The sequence below is a fragment of the Streptantibioticus silvisoli genome, assembly GCF_027947535.2.
Lineage (GTDB): Bacteria > Actinomycetota > Actinomycetes > Streptomycetales > Streptomycetaceae > Streptantibioticus_C > Streptantibioticus_C silvisoli.
The window spans coordinates 88,738-105,672 of sequence record NZ_JAAGKO020000001.1; the positions used below are offsets into that span (position 1 = coordinate 88,738).

General features: G+C 73.8%; 13 protein-coding genes. 12 read left to right on the plus strand and 1 reads right to left on the minus strand.

Features of this window, described 5'->3' with window-relative positions:
* Positions 1-47: 47 nt before the first annotated feature.
* Complete coding sequence (locus tag POF43_RS00305; RefSeq protein ID WP_271325798.1) at positions 48-1,838, plus strand: pectate lyase-like domain-containing protein; 1,791 nt, start codon at positions 48-50, stop codon at positions 1,836-1,838.
* A gap of 203 nt (positions 1,839-2,041) precedes the next feature.
* Here POF43_RS00305 and POF43_RS00310 read toward each other — a convergent pair whose 3' ends face one another.
* Complete coding sequence (locus POF43_RS00310; protein ID WP_282704348.1) at positions 2,042-3,430, minus strand: condensation domain-containing protein; 1,389 nt, start codon at positions 3,428-3,430, stop codon at positions 2,042-2,044.
* 537 nt (positions 3,431-3,967) lie between these two features.
* Here POF43_RS00310 and POF43_RS00315 point away from each other — a divergent pair.
* From POF43_RS00315 to POF43_RS00365, 11 genes are read left to right on the plus strand one after another with little or no spacing between them, the layout of a single operon-like run.
* The gene (locus POF43_RS00315; protein WP_271322238.1) at positions 3,968-5,077 is read left to right on the plus strand and encodes a hypothetical protein; all 1,110 of its coding nucleotides are present in this window, start codon (positions 3,968-3,970) and stop codon (positions 5,075-5,077) included.
* Entirely contained in the window at positions 5,067-5,792 is a 726-nt protein-coding gene (locus tag POF43_RS00320) for an adenylate kinase family protein (protein WP_271322239.1), read from the plus strand. Before POF43_RS00315 ends, POF43_RS00320 begins: the two co-directional genes overlap by 11 nt.
* A 16-nt stretch (positions 5,793-5,808) precedes the next feature.
* Positions 5,809-6,594: a hypothetical protein gene (locus POF43_RS00325; RefSeq protein ID WP_271322240.1), complete on the plus strand. Its 786-nt coding sequence runs from the start codon at positions 5,809-5,811 to the stop codon at positions 6,592-6,594.
* The gene (locus POF43_RS00330; RefSeq protein WP_271312709.1) at positions 6,591-7,691 is read left to right on the plus strand and encodes a pyruvate kinase; all 1,101 of its coding nucleotides are present in this window, start codon (positions 6,591-6,593) and stop codon (positions 7,689-7,691) included. Before POF43_RS00325 ends, POF43_RS00330 begins: the two co-directional genes overlap by 4 nt.
* Positions 7,688-9,187, plus strand: a complete 1,500-nt coding sequence (locus tag POF43_RS00335; RefSeq protein WP_271322241.1) for a class I adenylate-forming enzyme family protein — start codon at positions 7,688-7,690, stop codon at positions 9,185-9,187. Before POF43_RS00330 ends, POF43_RS00335 begins: the two co-directional genes overlap by 4 nt.
* Positions 9,184-10,449 (plus strand): type III PLP-dependent enzyme domain-containing protein, encoded by a 1,266-nt coding sequence (locus tag POF43_RS00340; RefSeq protein WP_271322242.1) that lies wholly within the window; start codon positions 9,184-9,186, stop codon positions 10,447-10,449. The genes POF43_RS00335 and POF43_RS00340 overlap by 4 nt, the downstream gene beginning before the upstream one ends.
* Positions 10,446-11,633: an acyl-CoA dehydrogenase family protein gene (locus tag POF43_RS00345; protein WP_271312706.1), complete on the plus strand. Its 1,188-nt coding sequence runs from the start codon at positions 10,446-10,448 to the stop codon at positions 11,631-11,633. Before POF43_RS00340 ends, POF43_RS00345 begins: the two co-directional genes overlap by 4 nt.
* A 47-nt stretch (positions 11,634-11,680) precedes the next feature.
* Positions 11,681-11,950: a phosphopantetheine-binding protein gene (locus POF43_RS00350; RefSeq protein ID WP_271312705.1), complete on the plus strand. Its 270-nt coding sequence runs from the start codon at positions 11,681-11,683 to the stop codon at positions 11,948-11,950.
* Between the two features lie 47 nt (positions 11,951-11,997).
* A complete protein-coding gene (locus tag POF43_RS00355; RefSeq protein WP_271322243.1) occupies positions 11,998-13,194 on the plus strand; it encodes a nucleotidyltransferase family protein in 1,197 nt (398 codons plus the stop codon).
* Between the two features lie 36 nt (positions 13,195-13,230).
* Positions 13,231-15,018 (plus strand): ABC transporter ATP-binding protein, encoded by a 1,788-nt coding sequence (locus POF43_RS00360; RefSeq protein ID WP_271322244.1) that lies wholly within the window; start codon positions 13,231-13,233, stop codon positions 15,016-15,018.
* Positions 15,015-16,874: an ABC transporter ATP-binding protein gene (locus POF43_RS00365; protein WP_372515734.1), complete on the plus strand. Its 1,860-nt coding sequence runs from the start codon at positions 15,015-15,017 to the stop codon at positions 16,872-16,874. The genes POF43_RS00360 and POF43_RS00365 overlap by 4 nt, the downstream gene beginning before the upstream one ends.
* The last annotated feature ends 61 nt before the right edge of the window (positions 16,875-16,935 follow it).

Here is a 16,935-nt window from a genome sequence, read left to right on the forward strand (position 1 = left end):
CACCATGTCCAGGGAGAGCCGTGTCCGTGATTCCCACTCGCCGTGCCATGCTCCGCGGAGCGGCTGCCGCCGCCGTCGCGGTGCCGCTGGCCGGCGGCGTCTCCGCAGGATCAGCCTTCGCGTCGTCGCCCGCGTCCGCCGTGCCGTCGCACGGCCACGACGGCGCCGGTCTCGGTCCGAACGTGCTGGTCTTCGACCCGTCCATGGGCGACGCGGCGATCCAGGCCCAGGTCGACGCCGTGTTCACCACCCAGCAGTCCAACCAGTTCGGCACCGAGCGGTACGCCCTGGCCTTCATGCCGGGCACCTACACCGTCGACATCAACGTCGGTTTCTACACCCACGTCCTCGGGCTCGGCGCCAGCCCCGACGACGTCGTGATCAACGGTCACGTCACGGTCGACGCCCAGTGGCTCCAGGGCAACGGCACGCAGAACTTCTGGCGGGCCGCCGAGAACCTGAGCATCGTGCCGCCGGACGGGCTGGAGCGCTGGGCCGTCGCCCAGGCCGGTCCGATGCGCCGCGTCCACGTCAAGGGCGACATGTCGCTGTGGCCGAGCCCGCCCGGCAACCAGTGGTCCAGCGGCGGCTTCCTGGCCGACAGCGTGGTGGACGGCCAGGTGGACTCCGGCTCGCAGCAGCAGTGGCTGTCGCGCAACGACTCCTTCGGCAGCTGGACCGGCTCCAACTGGAACATGGTCTTCGTCGGTGTCGAGGGCGCCCCCGCCCAGTCCTTCCCGACGCCGCCCTACACCACCGTCGACCGCACGCCGGTCGTGCGGGAGAAGCCGTTCCTGACGGTGGACCGGCACGGCTCCTACCAGGTCTTCGTGCCCGCGCTGCGCCGGGAGAGCACCGGCCCCACCTGGGTGCACGGCCCGGCCGAGGGCCGCGGCATCCCGCTGTCGGACTTCCACGTGGCCCGCCCCGGCGACTCCGCCGCCAGCATCAACGAGGCGCTGGCCTGGGGCAAGCACCTGCTGATCACCCCGGGCGTCTACCCGCTCTCCTCGCCGCTGCGCGTCAGCCGCCCGGGCACCGTCGTGCTCGGCCTGGGCCTGGCCACGCTCCAGTCGACGCACGGCAACACCGTCATCGAGGTCGACGACGTCAGCGGTGTCACCGTCGCCGGTCTGCTGTTCGAGGCCGCCTCGGCCCACACCCCCGTGCTGCTGCGCGTCGGCAACGGCCCCAGCCGGCTGCGGCACACCTTCGACCCGACCGCGCTGTTCGACGTCTACGCCCGGATCGGCGGCGCCCTGGCCGGCGGCGCGGACGTCAGCGTCCAGCTCGACAGCAACGACGTGATCTGCGACAACCTCTGGCTGTGGCGCGCGGACCACGGCCTGGACAACACCGTCGGCTGGTCGGTCAACCCGGCCGACACCGGCATCATCGTCAACGGCGACCACGTCACGGCGTACGCGCTGGCCGTCGAGCACTACCAGAAGTACGAAGTGCTGTGGCAGGGCAACCACGGCAGCACCTACTTCTTCCAGAACGAGCACCCCTACGACGTGCCCACCCAGACCGCCTGGGTGCACGGCGGCACCAAGGGCTACGCCGCCTACAAGGTCGCCGACCACGTCACCGAGCACCACGCCTGGGGCCTGGGCAGCTACTGCTTCTTCGACCTCACCGCGGACATCTACACCGACCGCGCCTACGAGGTGCCCGACACCCCCGGCGTCGTCTTCACCGACCTGATGACCGTCTGCCTCAACGGCGCGGGCGGCGGCGGCATCCTGCACTGCATCAACAACACCGGTGACCCCGTCCAGAACGGCTTCGGCACGTTCAACATGACGTCCTACAGCAACGGCACCGGCACGCTCTGACCGCTCCCGCTCACGCGAGGTCCGGGTCGGGTGGGTCCTTCGGGGCCCACCCGTTCCGCGTCCGGCCCACCCGTTCCGCGTCCGGCCCACCCGTTCCGCGTCCGGCCCACCCGTTCCGCGTCCGGCCCACCCGTTCCGCGTTCGGCCCACCCGTTCCGCGTCAGGGCCGCCCGGCGGTGTGCTCGACGCCGCCGGCCGCGCGGTCACCCGGCCCCGGGGCCCACCCGGGCGCGGCGGCCGGCGAACGCGGTCCGCAGCGCGGGCAGGGCGGGGTCGCCGTCCAGCGCCTCGACGAGCAGCCACTCCAGGTCGGTCAGGAAGTCCGACGCGGTACGCCCCGCGGCCAGGAACCGGCGGTCGGCGCACACCGACAACCGGGCGGTGTCGGCGAGTCCGTAGAGCCAGAGGAAGAACTTCGAGGCGTACTGGTCGCCCTTGGGCACCGCTTCCGCCACGCGGGACCGCGGCAGCATCTCCCGCACCTGATCGGCGTTCAGCCCGGTGAGCGCGCCGGGGACCGGGGTGCCGTCCTCGTGGTAACGGGCGTCGTTGTAGAAGCAGTTGCCGCCGGAGGTGAATCCCCGCCGGCCCACGGCCGACCGCACCGCCGCCTCCGCCTCGCGCGGGTCGCACTCGCTGGCCCGGTAGGCGCGCAGGCTGTCCGGGCGCAGCCGCAGCAGGAACGCGGAGAACGGCTCGTCGACCAGCTCGGTGCTCAGCAGGGCGTTCTGGTTGAACGCGCCGACCAGCCGGCGGTTCTCCGGCCGGAACCGGGTCGCCACCAGCAGCCGCACGCCCACCGCCGTCCGTTCCCGGTACAGCCCCAGCAGGAGCACGACCGAGCCCAGCAGCACCAGGCCCGGTGCGACGCGGTGCCGGGCCGCCAGGCTGTGGGCCGCCGCCGCCATCGCGGGAGAGGTCTGGTCCGCCCAGCTCGCGTCGGGGCCGGCGCCGGCGCGGACGTCCTGCATCCAGTCGGCGGGCAGTTCCTTGGCGTTGCGGCTCCAGTGGCGCAGGGCCGCCGCGGATCGCCGCAGGCCGGCCGGCGACCGCTCCCACCGGGCGCGTTCGCGGGGTTGCTGGGCGGGCGGGCCGGGGGTGCCGTCCAGCAGGGCGGCGAGGTCGTCGAGGACGATCGCGGCGCTCCAGCCGTCGACCGCCATGTGGCTGAACACCAGGACGATGTGGGTGACGCGGGGGCCGGCGACCACCACGGCGGCCCTGACGGGCAGGTCGGCCGCGGTGTCGAACGGCTCGGCCCGCAGTCGCGCCGCGCACGCGCGGGCCGCCTGCTGCGCACCGGCCGGGGTGGACTCGACCACGGCGACGGGCAGTTCGCCGTCCGCCCGCACCTGCTGCACCGGACGCGTCCCCCGCCCGTTCGCCGTCCCGGCGCCGGCGCCGGCGCCGTCCTCGTCGCGGAAGAGGGTGCGCAGCGCCTCGTGGCGTTCCAGCAGCGCGGACAGGGCGGCGGCGGCGCTCGCCACGCCGTGCGTGCCGTGCACCGGATGCGTCACGGTGAGATTGAGGGAGGCGTCGTTCGCCGGAAGCCAGCGCAGGACATCCCAGATGGCGGTCTGGCCCCAGGTCAAGGGAGCGGAACCGGCCGAGCCGCCGAATGGGGCACTGACCTGACCGACGGGGGAGAGCCCGGATGGCAAGAACGCATCCCTTCCTCGGGTGAGAACTCACGGATACGTGACGCTTCCACGCACCTGGTGTGCATGCGCTTCCGCACGACAGCAACTACCCGTCAACTCGTTGAAAAAAACTAACAGGCACGTATGCTGATGTGCGATGGGAGGGCCAACGGCGCACCAGGGACCGGCGGTTGTCGCAAAAGGAATGGCGGCGCCCGTAAACCGTCCGGCCGGTTTCCACTGCTGGCGTCCGGCGACAACTCGCCCGAATTGCCCGAGGGAGGAAGTTCCGTGCCCGATTCATTATTCCGGCAAAACGCGTCAACGAAGCGGAATGCGACACGCGCTGCCGCCGACCAGGCCCGTGACGACGTTATCGGCTCGCTCTCCTCGTACACCTCGCACGGGCCGGTGCACGCTTCGACGTGTTATGTGTGGCCCTCCTCGGAATGCCCGGTCGGCTGCGGACACTGCAACTACGCGGCTCCCATGTCGCTGGGGGGCCTGCGCCCGTACAGCGTCGCCCGCGACCCCGGGCCCGTCCTGCGGGTGATGAACGGCATGGGCCTGTGGAAGGCCGTACTGTCCGGCGGTGGCGAGCCGATGATCGAGCCGGAGTTCTGCGAACGCTTCGTCCACGAGATCGACTCCCCCGCGCTGGAGGAGATCGAGCTGATCACCGCGGCGCACTTCGCCTCCGACGAGAAGGAGACCCGGGTCCGCCTCAGGCGGCTGGTCGACGCCTGGCGCACCCGCGGGGCCGGGCTGGCGAAGGCGCGGTTCTCGGTCCGCATCAGCCTGGACTGGTTCCACGCCCAGCGCATCGGGGTGGAGCCGGCGGCCCGCGTCATCCGCATGCTCGGCGAGGACGACATGCGGGAGGTGAACTGCTACCTGCGCTCGGTACTGCTCGACAAGGACACCACGTTCGAGCAGCTCAGCGAGGCGCTTGGCGGTGAGTTGACCCCGATCAGCGACTACCAGCAGGAGATCCGGCTGCCGGACGGGCGCTCGGTGCTCGTCTACCACAAGAACCTCATCGTCGACGGCCGGATGAACGACCGCAAGCTCTCCCGCCTGCCGGTGACGATCCCCACCGCGTCGCGGGCCGACGTCTTCGGGCAGCGGTTCCTCGACGGCGAGGGCAAGCACGTGCCCGCGCGGGTCTACAACGGGCCGCAGGTCAAACACCTCGACGGCCTGGCCTGCCTCATCGAGGACAGCGGCAAGGTGCGCATCCTGGAGGGCAACGACCCGACCCGGTCGCCCGACGTGCGCGAGCACCGGACGTGGCAGGAGGCGATCGAGTACCTGTACGCGGACCCGGTCACCGTCTTCCTCGTCGACGAGGGTCCGCAGGCGCTGGCCGCCCTCATATCGGACGCCTTCCCGGAGTCCGTGCGGATCGCCGCGGACACCAACCAGCTCTACCACCTGACCGAGCTGCTGCTCGACACCCCCGCCAAACGGCTCTACGCGACGTTGCGCACGCTGCGGCTCCACCAGGAGCAGGGCAGGGTGACGGCGCCGGAGGGTGCGGTGGAGGCGGCGTGGGCGCTGCTGCGGGCCGAGGGTGTCGCCGGGTCCGATGGCGGCTGACTTCCCGGCCGGCGGGCCGGTACCCGTGCACCTCGTCATCGGCCCGCCGGGGTGCGGCAAGACCACCGCGCTGTCGGCGCTGGCCCGGCTGCACCCGTGGCTGGCCCGGTTCGGGGTGCGCGACTACGGCCTGCGACTGGCGGCGCTCGGCGACCCGTTGGGCCTGGCCGCGCGGGAGACCCTGCTGCGGCAGGGCATCCTGCCGGACGCCCTGGTGCGCGACCAGTTCACGCACTTCCTGGACCGGCTCGACCCGTCGCACCGGGTGGTGGTCGTCGAGGGCTACCCGCGCAGCCCGCGGCAGTGCGCCGACCTCGACGAGGCGGTGGGTCGCCGCGAACGGGAGCGGATCGCCGGCCTGGTGATCGTGGAGGTGCCCGACGACGTCGCCTTCGAACGGGTCTCGGGCCGGCGCATCTGCGCCGACTGCGGCACGCCCGCCCCCGCCGGCCGGGCCGGGTGCGAGCAGTGCGGCGGCCGCGTCGTCACCCGGCGCGACGACACCGCGGCGCGGTTCGCCGAGCGGCTCGCGGAGTACCACGGGGTCGCCGCCCGGCTGCGCGGGCACTTCGCGGCCCGCGACCTGGTGCGGACCGTGGACGGCACCCGCGATCCGCAGGCGGTGCGTACCCGGTTGCAGGAGTTGCTGCTCGCCGGCCCGGCCCGGCCGGAGCCGGCCGCCGACCGGGCCGGCGGCGGGGCCGCGGCCCGGTGAACACGAGGAGGTTGGCGTGACCAGGATGATGGACGTGCGCCGCACGGCGATCGACGCCATGCGGTACGCCGTGCCGCCGAAGGCGTGGTCGGGCCCCGGTGATCTGGAGATCGACGCCGGCCCGTACCTGGGCGACGCCGACGCGCCGATCCCGCAGACGCTCGTCGCCGGGACGGTGCGGCTGCTGCTGCGGGACGGCGAACAGCCGGGCCCGGGCGCCGCCGTGGTCACCGGACTGCCCCGCACCGCGAGCCCGCAAGGGGTCCGCGACCTCCACGAACGGCTCTTCGGCGCGGTGTGGGAGGCGTTCCGCGACGCGTCGCGGGAGCTGGACGCCGCGGCGGTGTACCGCGTCAAGACCGGCACGACGTCGGACGGCGCCATCCCGGTCGAGCTGTACGGCAGCGCGTGGAGCTTCAAGGCGCTGCACATCGACCGGGACGCCCTGCTGTTCTCCCACCTGTACGGCCCGCTGGCCGGGTTCACCGGCGGCGGCATGCTGCTGGTCGACGCGCGGGCCTACCTGGCGCGGCACGGTCTGGGGTTCGACGACGCCTTCGAGTGGTCCCAGGAGCCGACCGAGGGCAGCAAGCCGATGCTGCGCGAGCAGCGGCACGCCGAGGCCCGCGCCGGGTTCGGCGTGAACCTCGGTCCGATCGGACCGGACCGGGCGGTCTTCGTCAACAACCTGCCCGCGGCGGGCATCCTGCACGGGGTCACACCGGTGGTGCCCACCGGCACCGAACCCCTCGTCCGGGTCTTCCACCGGTGCAGCGTCAAACGGATCGAGGACGGGCAGTGAACGTTTCGGACAGCGCCGCGGGGAACCGGACCGCCGGCTGGGGACCGTACCCGCCGGTGGTGCCCGGCGGCGCCCGGCGGCGTACCGCGCTCGCGGTCACCCTCGGCCCGGCCAGCGAGAGCCCCTCGTGCGTGCGCCGCATGGTGGCCGAGGGCGTCGACGTCGTCCGGCTCGCCCTCAACAGCGGCGACCACGCGTGGCACCGGCGCGTCGTGGGGGCGGTACGCGAGGCGGCGGACGCCGGGGGCCGCCCGGTGCGGCTGCTGGCCGACCTGCAGGACCGCAAGAACCGGCTCGGCGGGCTGCCGGACGGGACCGCCGAGTGGCAGCCCGGGCAGACGGTGGAACTGACCGCGCGCCGCGGGGAGTTCACCTCGCACCGCACCTGGCTGAGCCACGGCTGGGCGGCGGGGCGGGCGGTGAAGGGCACCCGGGTCCTGATCGACGACGGCCTGCTGGAGCTGTGCGTCGAGCAGGCCGACGCGGACGTGCTGCGCTGCACCGTGGTGGCCGGCGGCCGGGTCGGCACCGGTCGCGGGGTGGCCGTGCAGGGCGCCGGCGCCCGCCCGGCGGACCTGACCGACAAGGACGTCAACGACCTGTTGTTCGTGCGGGAGTTGGGGGTCGACGCGGTGGCGCTGTCGTTCGCCGCCGGACCGGAGACCGCCGCACGCATCCGGGACCTCGCGCCGGGGGTCGAGGTCATCGGCAAGATCGAGCACGACGAGGGCGTCGAGCGGATGCAGGAACTGGCCGCCGCCTTCGACGGGTTGATGGTCGCGCGCGGTGACCTGGCGGTGGAACTGCCGTACACCGAGGTGCCGTTCCTCCAAAAGGCCGTGGTGGGCGCCTGCGCCGGGCACGGCAAGGTCTCCATGGTCGCCACCCAGTTGCTGCACTCGATGCGCGACAGCGCGCTGCCCAGCCGCGCCGAGGTCGCCGACATCACCCAGGCGGTGCTCGACGGCGCCGACTGCCTGGTGCTCACCGGGGAGACGGGCTACGGCAGGCATCCGGTGGCGGCCGTGCGGACCCTGCGCGAGGTCGTCGAGCGGGCCGAGCGCCATCTCGCGGAGCAGCCGCGGGGCGCCCGGTGAGCGAGGGGCGGGACGCGGCACCCGCCCGGCCGCGCCGCGTGCACGAACTGCTGGACGCCGCGGTGGCGGCCCGTCCGCAGGCCGCGGCGGTGACCGACCCGGCCGGTACCTGGACCTGGGCCGAGCTGTCCGGGGCGGTGCGCGGCTGCGCGGGGTGGCTGGCGGAGCGCGGAGTGGGCACCGGCAGCCGCGTCGTGGTCGTCGCCGCCACCGACCGCCGGGTGGTGGCGCTGCTGTACGCCTGTTCCGTGCTGGACGCCTGCTTCGTGCCGCTGGCCCCGGACTCCGGTGAGCGCTACCGGCGGCAGGTCGTCGCCGACTGCGGGCCGGACCTCGTCCTGACCGACGCCGACGCACTGCCGCCGCACGCCCTGCTCACCGCCGCCGAAGCGCCCGCGCCCCCGCCAGCGACTCCCCCGCCGCCGACTCCCGCAGCCGGGCCGGAAGCGGACCAGGACGGCCCCGCGCTGCTCATCTACACCTCGGGCAGCACGGGTTCGCCCAAGGGCGTGGTCTGCCCGCACCCCCAGGTGCTCTCCGCGTGCTCGGCGATCGCGGAACGGTTGCGCTACCAGGCCGACGACGTGGTCCTGTGCCGGCTGCCGCTCTCCTTCGACTACGGCCTCTACCAGGTCCTGCTGTGCGCCCTGGCCGCCTGCCGGCTGGTGCTGGCCGGCCCCGGCGGCGACCTGGGCCTGCTGGCGACCGCCCGGCGCACCGGGGTGACCGTGGTGCCGCTGGTCCCCTCCCTGGCGGACCTGCTGCTGCGGCTGGCCCGGCGGGACACCGGCCCCACCCGGATCAGGCTGTTCACCAACACCGGCGAGGCGCTGGCCCCGGCCGCCCGTGCGGCGCTGCGGGAGCGGTTCGCCGGCGCGCGCGTCCAGCTGATGTTCGGCATCACCGAGTGCAAGCGCGTCGCGATCATGGAGCCCGACGGCGACCTGGCGCGCCCGCACGCGGTCGGCCGGCCGCTGACCGGCACGACCGTCGACATCCTCGGCCCCGGCGGGGAACCGCTGCCAACTGGGGAGACCGGCGAGATCACCGTCACGGGACCGCACGTGATGGCCGGTTACTGGCGGGCGCCGGAACTGACCCGGCGCACCTTCCGCCCGGACGGCCCCGGTGGCCGGGTACGCCTGCACACCGGGGACTTCGGCCGGCTCGACGCGGACGGCTACCTCTACTTCGCCGGCCGGCGCGACGACGTCTTCAAGTCCAACGGGGTACGCACCAGCGTCGCCGAGATCGAGTCGGCGGCCCGGGACGTGCCTGGGGTGACCGAGGCCGCCTTCCTCCCGCCCGGCGCCGGGGGCCCCGCCGTGCTGTACGCGGTGACCGACCTGACCCCCGAGGCGGTGCTGCGCGCGGTGCGCCGGCTCCTCGGCCCCGACAAGGCGCCCGCCCGCTGCCTGGTCGCCCCCGCGCTTCCGCACGGCCCGAACGGGAAGATCGACCGTGCGGCCCTGCGCACCCGACAGGAGAGCCGATGAGCGACGACCTGCCCCGACACCTGCTGGCGGCGTTCGGCAGCCCGCTGTACCTCTACCGGCTCGACGCCGCCGAGGACGCCGCGCACTCCCTGCGCGGCCAACTGCCGCGGGGCGCCGCCCTGTACTACTCCCTCAAGGCCAATCCGCACCCGGCACTCGGCGAGGTGCTGCGGGCCGGCGGCTGCCGGGCGGAGATCTCCTCCACCGGTGAACTGGCCGCCGCCCTGGAGGCGGGCTGGGCCGGTGAGGACTGCCTGTACACCGGACCGGCCAAGACGGCCGGGGAGGTGGCGCAGGCGCTCGGCCGCGGGGTGCGCCGTTTCTCGGTCGAGTCGGCGGCGGACCTGGACCGGGTCGCCCGTACCGCGGCCGCGCAGGGCCGGACCGCGGAGTGCCTGCTGCGGATCAACTCGGCCCGCAGCGGCGCGTCGGGCCTGCGCATGAGCGGCCCGTCGAAGTTCGGCGTCCACGAGGCCGACGTCCTCGCGCGGCCGGAGCGCTTCGCCGACCGGCCGGGCGCCCGGGTGGTCGGGGCGCATTACTTCCCGATCAGCACCGCGCGCAGCGAGGACGCGCTGATCGCGGAGTTCACCGCGAGCATCGAATCGGCCCGCCGGCTGCGGGACGCCGGACTGCCGCTGGCCCACCTCGACCTCGGCGGCGGTTTCGCCGCCCCCTACGCCGAGCCGGGCGAACGACCGCACTACCCGCGGTTGCGGGAGGCGCTGGAGACCCTGCTGTCCTCCCGGCTGCCCGGCTGGCGCGACGGCCTGCCCGCGGTCGCGTTCGAGTCGGGCCGCCACCTGGTGGGCGGCTGCGGCGCCCTGGTGTGCACGGTGGCGGAGGTGAAGGAGAACGAGGGCGGCCGGTTCGTGCTGGTCGACAGCGGCATCCACCACCTGGGCGGGATGGCGGGACTGGGCCGGCTGGTGCGCCCGGCGGCCACCCCGGAACCCGGCGCCGCGCACCCCGCGCTGACCAGCCACCTGGTGGGCCCGCTGTGCACGCCCGCCGACGTGCTGGGCAGCAAGGTGCCGGTCTGCGCGGCCGGTCCGGGCGACGTGCTGGTGGTACCCAACACCGGCGCCTACGGGCTCACCGCCAGCCTGCTGGGCTTCCTCAGCCGCCCGGCCCCCGCGGAGGTCTTCGTGCGGGGCCGGACGGTGGTCTCCGCCTCCCGGCTGACCCTTTCGCGCACCCCGCTGGACACCGGGGTGGACCTGCCCGTTCCGGTGACGACGACAGGAGACGTCCCCGCATGACGCCACAGCCGACGGCGCCCGCCTCCGGGGCGGCCGACCTCGCGGCCGGACTGCGCCCGCTGTTCGCCGAACGGGCCGGCCGCGTCGACACCGCCGGCGACTTCCCCGCCGACAACCTCGACGCCCTGCGCGCCAGCGGGCTGATGGGGTTGCTGGTCCCCACCGGGTACGGCGGCGGGGGCGGCGGTGTCGGCGACCTGGCGGAGGCGGCCCGGATCATGGCCGGCGGCTGCCTGTCGACGGCCATGATCTGGGCCATGCACTGCCAGCAGGTCGACGCCCTCGTCCGGCACGCCACCCCCGAACTGCGCGACGAACTGCTGCCGCGGGTGGCGCGCGGCGAGGTCTACATCGCCTCGGTGACGACCGAGGCGGGCAAGGGCGGCCGGCTGACGAGCGCCGAGGCCGCCCTGGAGCACACCGGAGCGACCCTGGCGCTGCACCGCGACGCCCCCGTGGTGACCGGCGGCGAACACGCCGACGGCTACCTCGTCACCATGCGCGAGGCACCGGACGCGCCCGACAGCCGGGTGAGCCTGGTGTACGCCGACCGGGACCTGACGAAGACCGAGGTGTACGGCTCCTGGAACGCCCTCGGCATGCGCGGCACCCGCAGCGTCGGCATGCGGCTGTCGGCGAACGTCCCGGTACGCAACGTGGTCGGCGGGCCCGGCGCCTTCCGCGCGGTCGCCACCGACAGCATGATCGCCGTCGGGCACATCGCCTGGGCCGCCTGCTGGCTGGGCGCCGCCCAGTCGGCGTTCGGCCAGGTCGTCTCCCTGCTCAGGTCGCCGAACCGGCCGCGCTCGGTGGACCCCAGGTCCGACCTGACCACCGAACGGCTCGGCCGTACCCGCATGGACCTGGAACTGGTCGGCGCCTACCTGCACCAGGTGACCGCGGAGGTGGCGCGCCACCGCGAGCAGGGCCTGTCGATCGACACCCCGCCGGTGCAGATCCACCTCAACACCCTCAAGGTCACCGCCGCCGAGCTGACGTACGCGGCGGTCGACCGGCTGGTCCAGCTGTGCGGGCTGTCCGTCGGCTACAGCAAGGACTCGGCGGTTCCGCTGGAACGCCACCTGCGCGACCTGCGCTCGGCCGCGCTCAACTACTCCAACGACCGGCTGCTGACCGCGACCGGTTCGCTCGCCCTGCTCGACCGGTCAGTCCGGCTGGCGTAACCGTCCCCCGGCGCCCCGCGCGGGCGCCCACCACCGAAGGAGCACCTGTGCGGGAAGCCCCCTGGCCCCCGGAGTTCGAGAAGCTGCTGCGCGCCAACCTGCCGTTGCTCGACGCGGACGCGCCCCTCGACCCCGGCCTGAACCTCGCCGACCACGGTCTGGACTCGCTGGCGACCGTCGGCCTGCTGATGGACCTGGAGGAACTGCTCGGCGTCACCATCCCGGACGAGCTGCTCGAGCAGACCAGCTTCCAGGACCCCCTGGCCGTCTGGCAGTTGATGGCCTCGGCCGCCGGCGACGGCGCCGCCCCCGCGTGACGGATGCCGCGCCCCGCCCCGTCCACCCCGACCGATCGGAACCGCACATGGCCGTCCGCCCCGACCAGCCGCCCGTCCCCGCGTTCCGCGCGGACTCCTCCCCGGAACGCCTGGCCGACGAGCTGCTGCTCGCCCTCGCCCGGCCCCGCCTGACCCAGGAGGTGTGCGCGCGGGTGCGCGACGTCCTGGGCACGCACGGCGCCGGCCTGGACTGGGGCCGCTTCGTCGACCTCGCCGGGCGGCACGGCGTCCTGCCGCTGGTGGGCCGCAACCTGATCCGCCACCGGCTCGCCCAGTCCGACGAGGGCCGGCCGCTGGCCCCCTACCGGTGGATCTACTCGTACGCCTACGAGGGCAACCGGCGCCGCAACCAGGCCCTCGCCGACGAGTACGCCAAGGTGCTGCGCGCCGTCGACGACGCGGGGATCGCCTACGCCATCCGCAAGGGGCAGCCGCTGGTCGACACGGTGTACGGCGACCCGGGGGCCCGGCGGGTCGGGGACCTGGACCTGCTGCTGCGCCGCGACACCCTCGCCCGGGTCGCCGACGCGCTCACCGACCTCGGCTACGCGCAGGGGCGCCAGTCGCAGAACGGTGAGCGGATCGAACCGTTCGACCGCAGGACGCAGTTGTTCTGGCGCACCAAACTCACCAACGTGGCCCTGCCGTTCGTCAAGCTCTCGCACCGTGACGACGTCGAGCTGTTCATCATCGACCCGTGCACCAGCCTGTTCCAGGTCAGTTCGGGCGTCGAGGCGGACGTCGGCGACTTCCTCGACCGGCGGGTGCGGCGCACGGTCTACGGCGAGCCGTCGTTCGTGATGGACCGCACCGACCAGCTGATCGACGCGTGCGTGCAACTGCACGTCGAGGCCACCACGTTGTACTACATCGAGATCGGCAAGGACCTGACGCTGCTGAAGTTCCTGGAGCTGGCCGAACTGCTGCGCGCCGCGGATGAGGACGTCGCCGAGGAGTTCCGGCGCCGGGTCGACGTCTACGACTGCGCCGGGTCGGTCGCCTGGGCCCTGCACCACACGGCGCTGCTGTACCCGGACGCGGTGCCCGCCGCCCTGGCCGACGGCTTCCCGGTGGCCGACGCCGCCACCCTCGACGAGTACGGCGCCTTCGACGGACAGGTCCACCGCTGGGAGAGCGACTTCACCACCCGGCTGTTCGACCCCGCCCGCAACAAGGACGTCACCGCGCGGAGCAACGTCCCCGGTCCCCGCGCGGCCGTCTGAGCCGGGTACGAGGAGACGAGAGCCCTGACGGAGACCATGACCACCGCTCCCCCCGCCGCCGGCACGCCGCTGGGCACGTTGCTGCGCCGGCTGCTGCGCCGCCACCGGCTGCCGCTGGCCGCCCTGCTGGCCATGCAGCTGCTCCAGTGCGCCTGCATGCTGTACCTGCCGGCGGTCAACGCCGACCTGATCGACCACGGCGTGCTGCGGGGCGACACGGGGTACATCACCGCCCAGCTGCCGCTCATGCTCGCGCTGGCCCTGGTGCAGATGGCGGCGCTCGTCACGGTGGCCGGCCTCAGCTCCTGGATCTCCGGCTGCGTCGGGCACGACATCCGCGAGGCGGTCTTCGGGCTGGTGCACGCCTTCTCCACCCGGGAGTTCGCCCGGCACGGCATCCCGTCGCTGGTCACCCGCACGATCAACGACGTGCAGCAGGTCCAGGTCTTCACCCAGACCTGCCTGGCGGTCGCGCTGTCCGCGCCGGTCACCTGCGTGGGCGGCATCCTGATGGCACTGCGCCAGGACGTGCCGCTCGCCTGCGTCCTGGTGGTCGAGGTCCCGGTGCTGACGGTGGTGATCCTGGCGATCGTGCGCCGGATGCAGCCGGTCTTCCGCGTCCTTCAGGGCGGCATCGACACGGTCAACCGGATTCTGCGCGAGCAGATCACCGGCCTGCGGATCGTCCGCGCCTTCCGGAAGGAGGACGTCGAGCGGGCCCGGTTCGCCGCCGCCAACGACGCGCTCACCGACTCCGCGCTGCGGGCCGGCCGGCTCACCACGCTGATGTTCCCGCTGGCCCAGACGCTGGTGAACCTGACCGCGGTGCCGCTGCTGCTGTGGGCGGCCCACCGGGTCGGCTCCGGCAGCATGCCGCTCGGCGCGGTCACCGCGTTCCTCAGCTATCTCACGCAGATCCTCGTGGCGGTCGTCTCCGCCACCACCGCGTTCGCCATGCTGCCGCGCGCCCAGGTGTGCGCCGAGCGGATCACGCAGGTGCTGTCGACCGCGCCGGAGCTCACGCCCCCGGCGGTCCCGGTGCGCGACCTCGATCCCGGCCGGGGCGTACGGATCACCGGCGCGGTCTTCACCCACCCCGGCGCCCAGGAGCCGGTGCTGCGCGACATCGACCTGGTCGCGGAACCCGGCAGGACCGTCGCCGTCGTGGGATCGACCGGCAGCGGCAAGTCGACCGTGCTGTCCCTGGTCGCCCGGCTCGCCGACGTCACGTCCGGACAGGTGCTGGTCGGCGGTCAGGACGTGCGCGACATCGACCCGGCCGTACTGGCCCGCACGGTGGGGCTCGTACCGCAGGGCGCGCTGCTGCTGTCCGGCACGGTCGCGTCCAACCTCCGCTACGGACGGCCCGCGGCCACCGACGAGGACCTGTGGCGGGCGCTGCGGGCGGCGGAGGCCGAGCACTTCGTGCGGGCGCTGGACGGCGGACTCGGCGCGGCGGTGGCCCAGGGGGGCTCGAACTTCTCCGGGGGTCAGCGGCAACGCCTGGCGATGGCCAGGGTCCTGGTGCAGCGGCCCCGCGTCTACCTGCTCGACGACCCCTTCTCCGCGCTCGACCAGGCCACCGAGCTGGCGGTGCGCGCCTCGCTCGCCCGTGAGGTGGGCGACGGCACCGTTCTGCTGGTCACCCAGCGCATCGGCGCCGCGATGGCGGCCGACCGCATCGTGGTGCTCGACGAGGGCCGCGTCAGCGGTGCGGGAACGCACCGCGAGCTGCTGGAGCACAACGCGACCTACCGCGAGATGGTCGTCTCGCAGTTCCCCGACGGGGACCCGTCGCGTCCCGGTGAGCCGGTGTCACGATGAGACGGCCACGCGCCACGGCGCCCGCGGCGCCCGCAGTGCCCGCGAAGGGGCCCGCCACCGGCACGCCGCGGACCAGGCCGGCCGCCTTCGGCCCGTCGGCCGCCCGGGTGCTGCGGCGCCTGGTGTCCTTCCGGCGGCTGATCACCGGCATCGCGGCCCTCGGCCTGACCAGCATCCTGCTCAACGTGTGCGGTCCGCGCCTGCTGGGCCACACCACGGACCTGATCTTCTCCGGCACCCTCGGCGGCGACCGCCGCCGGGGCATCGACTACCACGCGGTGACCGTGACGCTGGCGGTCACGCTCGCGGTGTACGCGGTCTCCGGGCTGTGCTGGATCCTCCAGGGGCGGCTGACCACCCGGGTCATCCAGCACGCCGTGTCGGCCCTGCGCCAGGAGGCCGGGACGAAGCTGTCGCGCCTGCCGCTGTCCTACTTCGACCGGCAGCAGCGCGGCGAGGTGCTCGCCCGGGTCACCAACGACGTCGACAACCTCTCCCAGTCGCTCCAGCAGACCCTCAGCCAGGTCACCAACTCCCTGCTGCTGGTGCTCGGCATCATCGTCATGATGATGTGGATCTCCCCGCTGCTGGCGGTGATCGCGCTGGTCACCGTGCCGCTGGCCCTGCTCGGCGCGCTCGCGGTCGGCCGCCGGGCCCAGCCGCAGTTCGCCCGCCAGTGGCAGTCGACCGGCGAACTGAGCGCCTACGTCGAGGAGATGTACAGCGGCCACGCCCTCGTCAGGTCCTCCGGCCGGGGGCCCGACGCGGTGCGGGAGTTCGGCGAACGCAACCGCGCCCTGCTGCTCGCCGGCTTCCGGGCGCAGTTCCTGAGCGGTCTGACCCAGCCGGTGATGAGCTTCGTCAACAACGTCGACTACGTGCTGATCGCGGTGGTCGGCGGGCTGCGGGTGGCCTCCGGCACCCTGAGCATCGGCGAGGTGCAGGCGTTCATCCAGTACGCCTGGCAGTTCAGCGGCCCGCTGTCCCAACTGGCCGCGCTCGGCAACGTCATGCAGTCCGGTGTCGCCTCGGCGGAGCGGATCTTCGAGTTCCTCGACGCACCGGAGGAGACCCCGGACCCGCCCGCCAGCACGGCACCGCCGCAGCCGCGCGGCCGCGTCACCCTGGAGAACGTCTCCTTCGGCTACGAACCGGGGCGCCCGCTGCTGCGCGGCATCGACCTGGACGTCCCGGCGGGCCGCACCGTCGCCGTCGTCGGATCGACGGGCGCGGGCAAGACCACGCTCGTCAACCTGCTCATGCGCTTCTACGAGGTGACCGGCGGACGCATCCTGATCGACGGCGCGGACGCCGCCGCGATGACCCGTCACGCGCTGCGTTCCCACTTCGGCACGGTGCCCCAGGACACCTGGCTGTTCGCCGGCACCGTCGCCGACAACATCGCCTACGGCGTCTCCCGGCTGGTGACGCGGGAGGAGATCGAGGCGGCGTCCCGGGCGGCGGCGGCCGACCACTTCATCCGCACGCTGCCGGACAGCTACGACACCGTCCTGGCGGACGACGGCGCCGGAGTCAGCGCCGGTGAGCGCCAACTCCTCACCATCGCACGGGCGTTCCTGGCCGACCCGCCCATCCTGCTGCTGGACGAGGCCACCAGCGCCGTCGACACCCGCACCGAACTGCTGATCCAGCGGGCCACCGAACGGCTGAGCGCGGGACGCACCACGTTCGTCATCGCCCACCGGCTGTCCACCATCAGAAAGGCGGACCTCATCCTGGTGATGGACGAGGGTGCCGTCGTCGAACGCGGAACGCACGCCGAACTCCTCGCCCTGGGCGGCCTGTACGCCCGCCTGCACGCCGCCCACGCCGGCCGGGGGACGGGCACGGGCTGACCGGCACCGGCTTGCCGGGCCGGGCAACGGATCGGTCGGGCACCGTCGTTGGCCGGCGCCG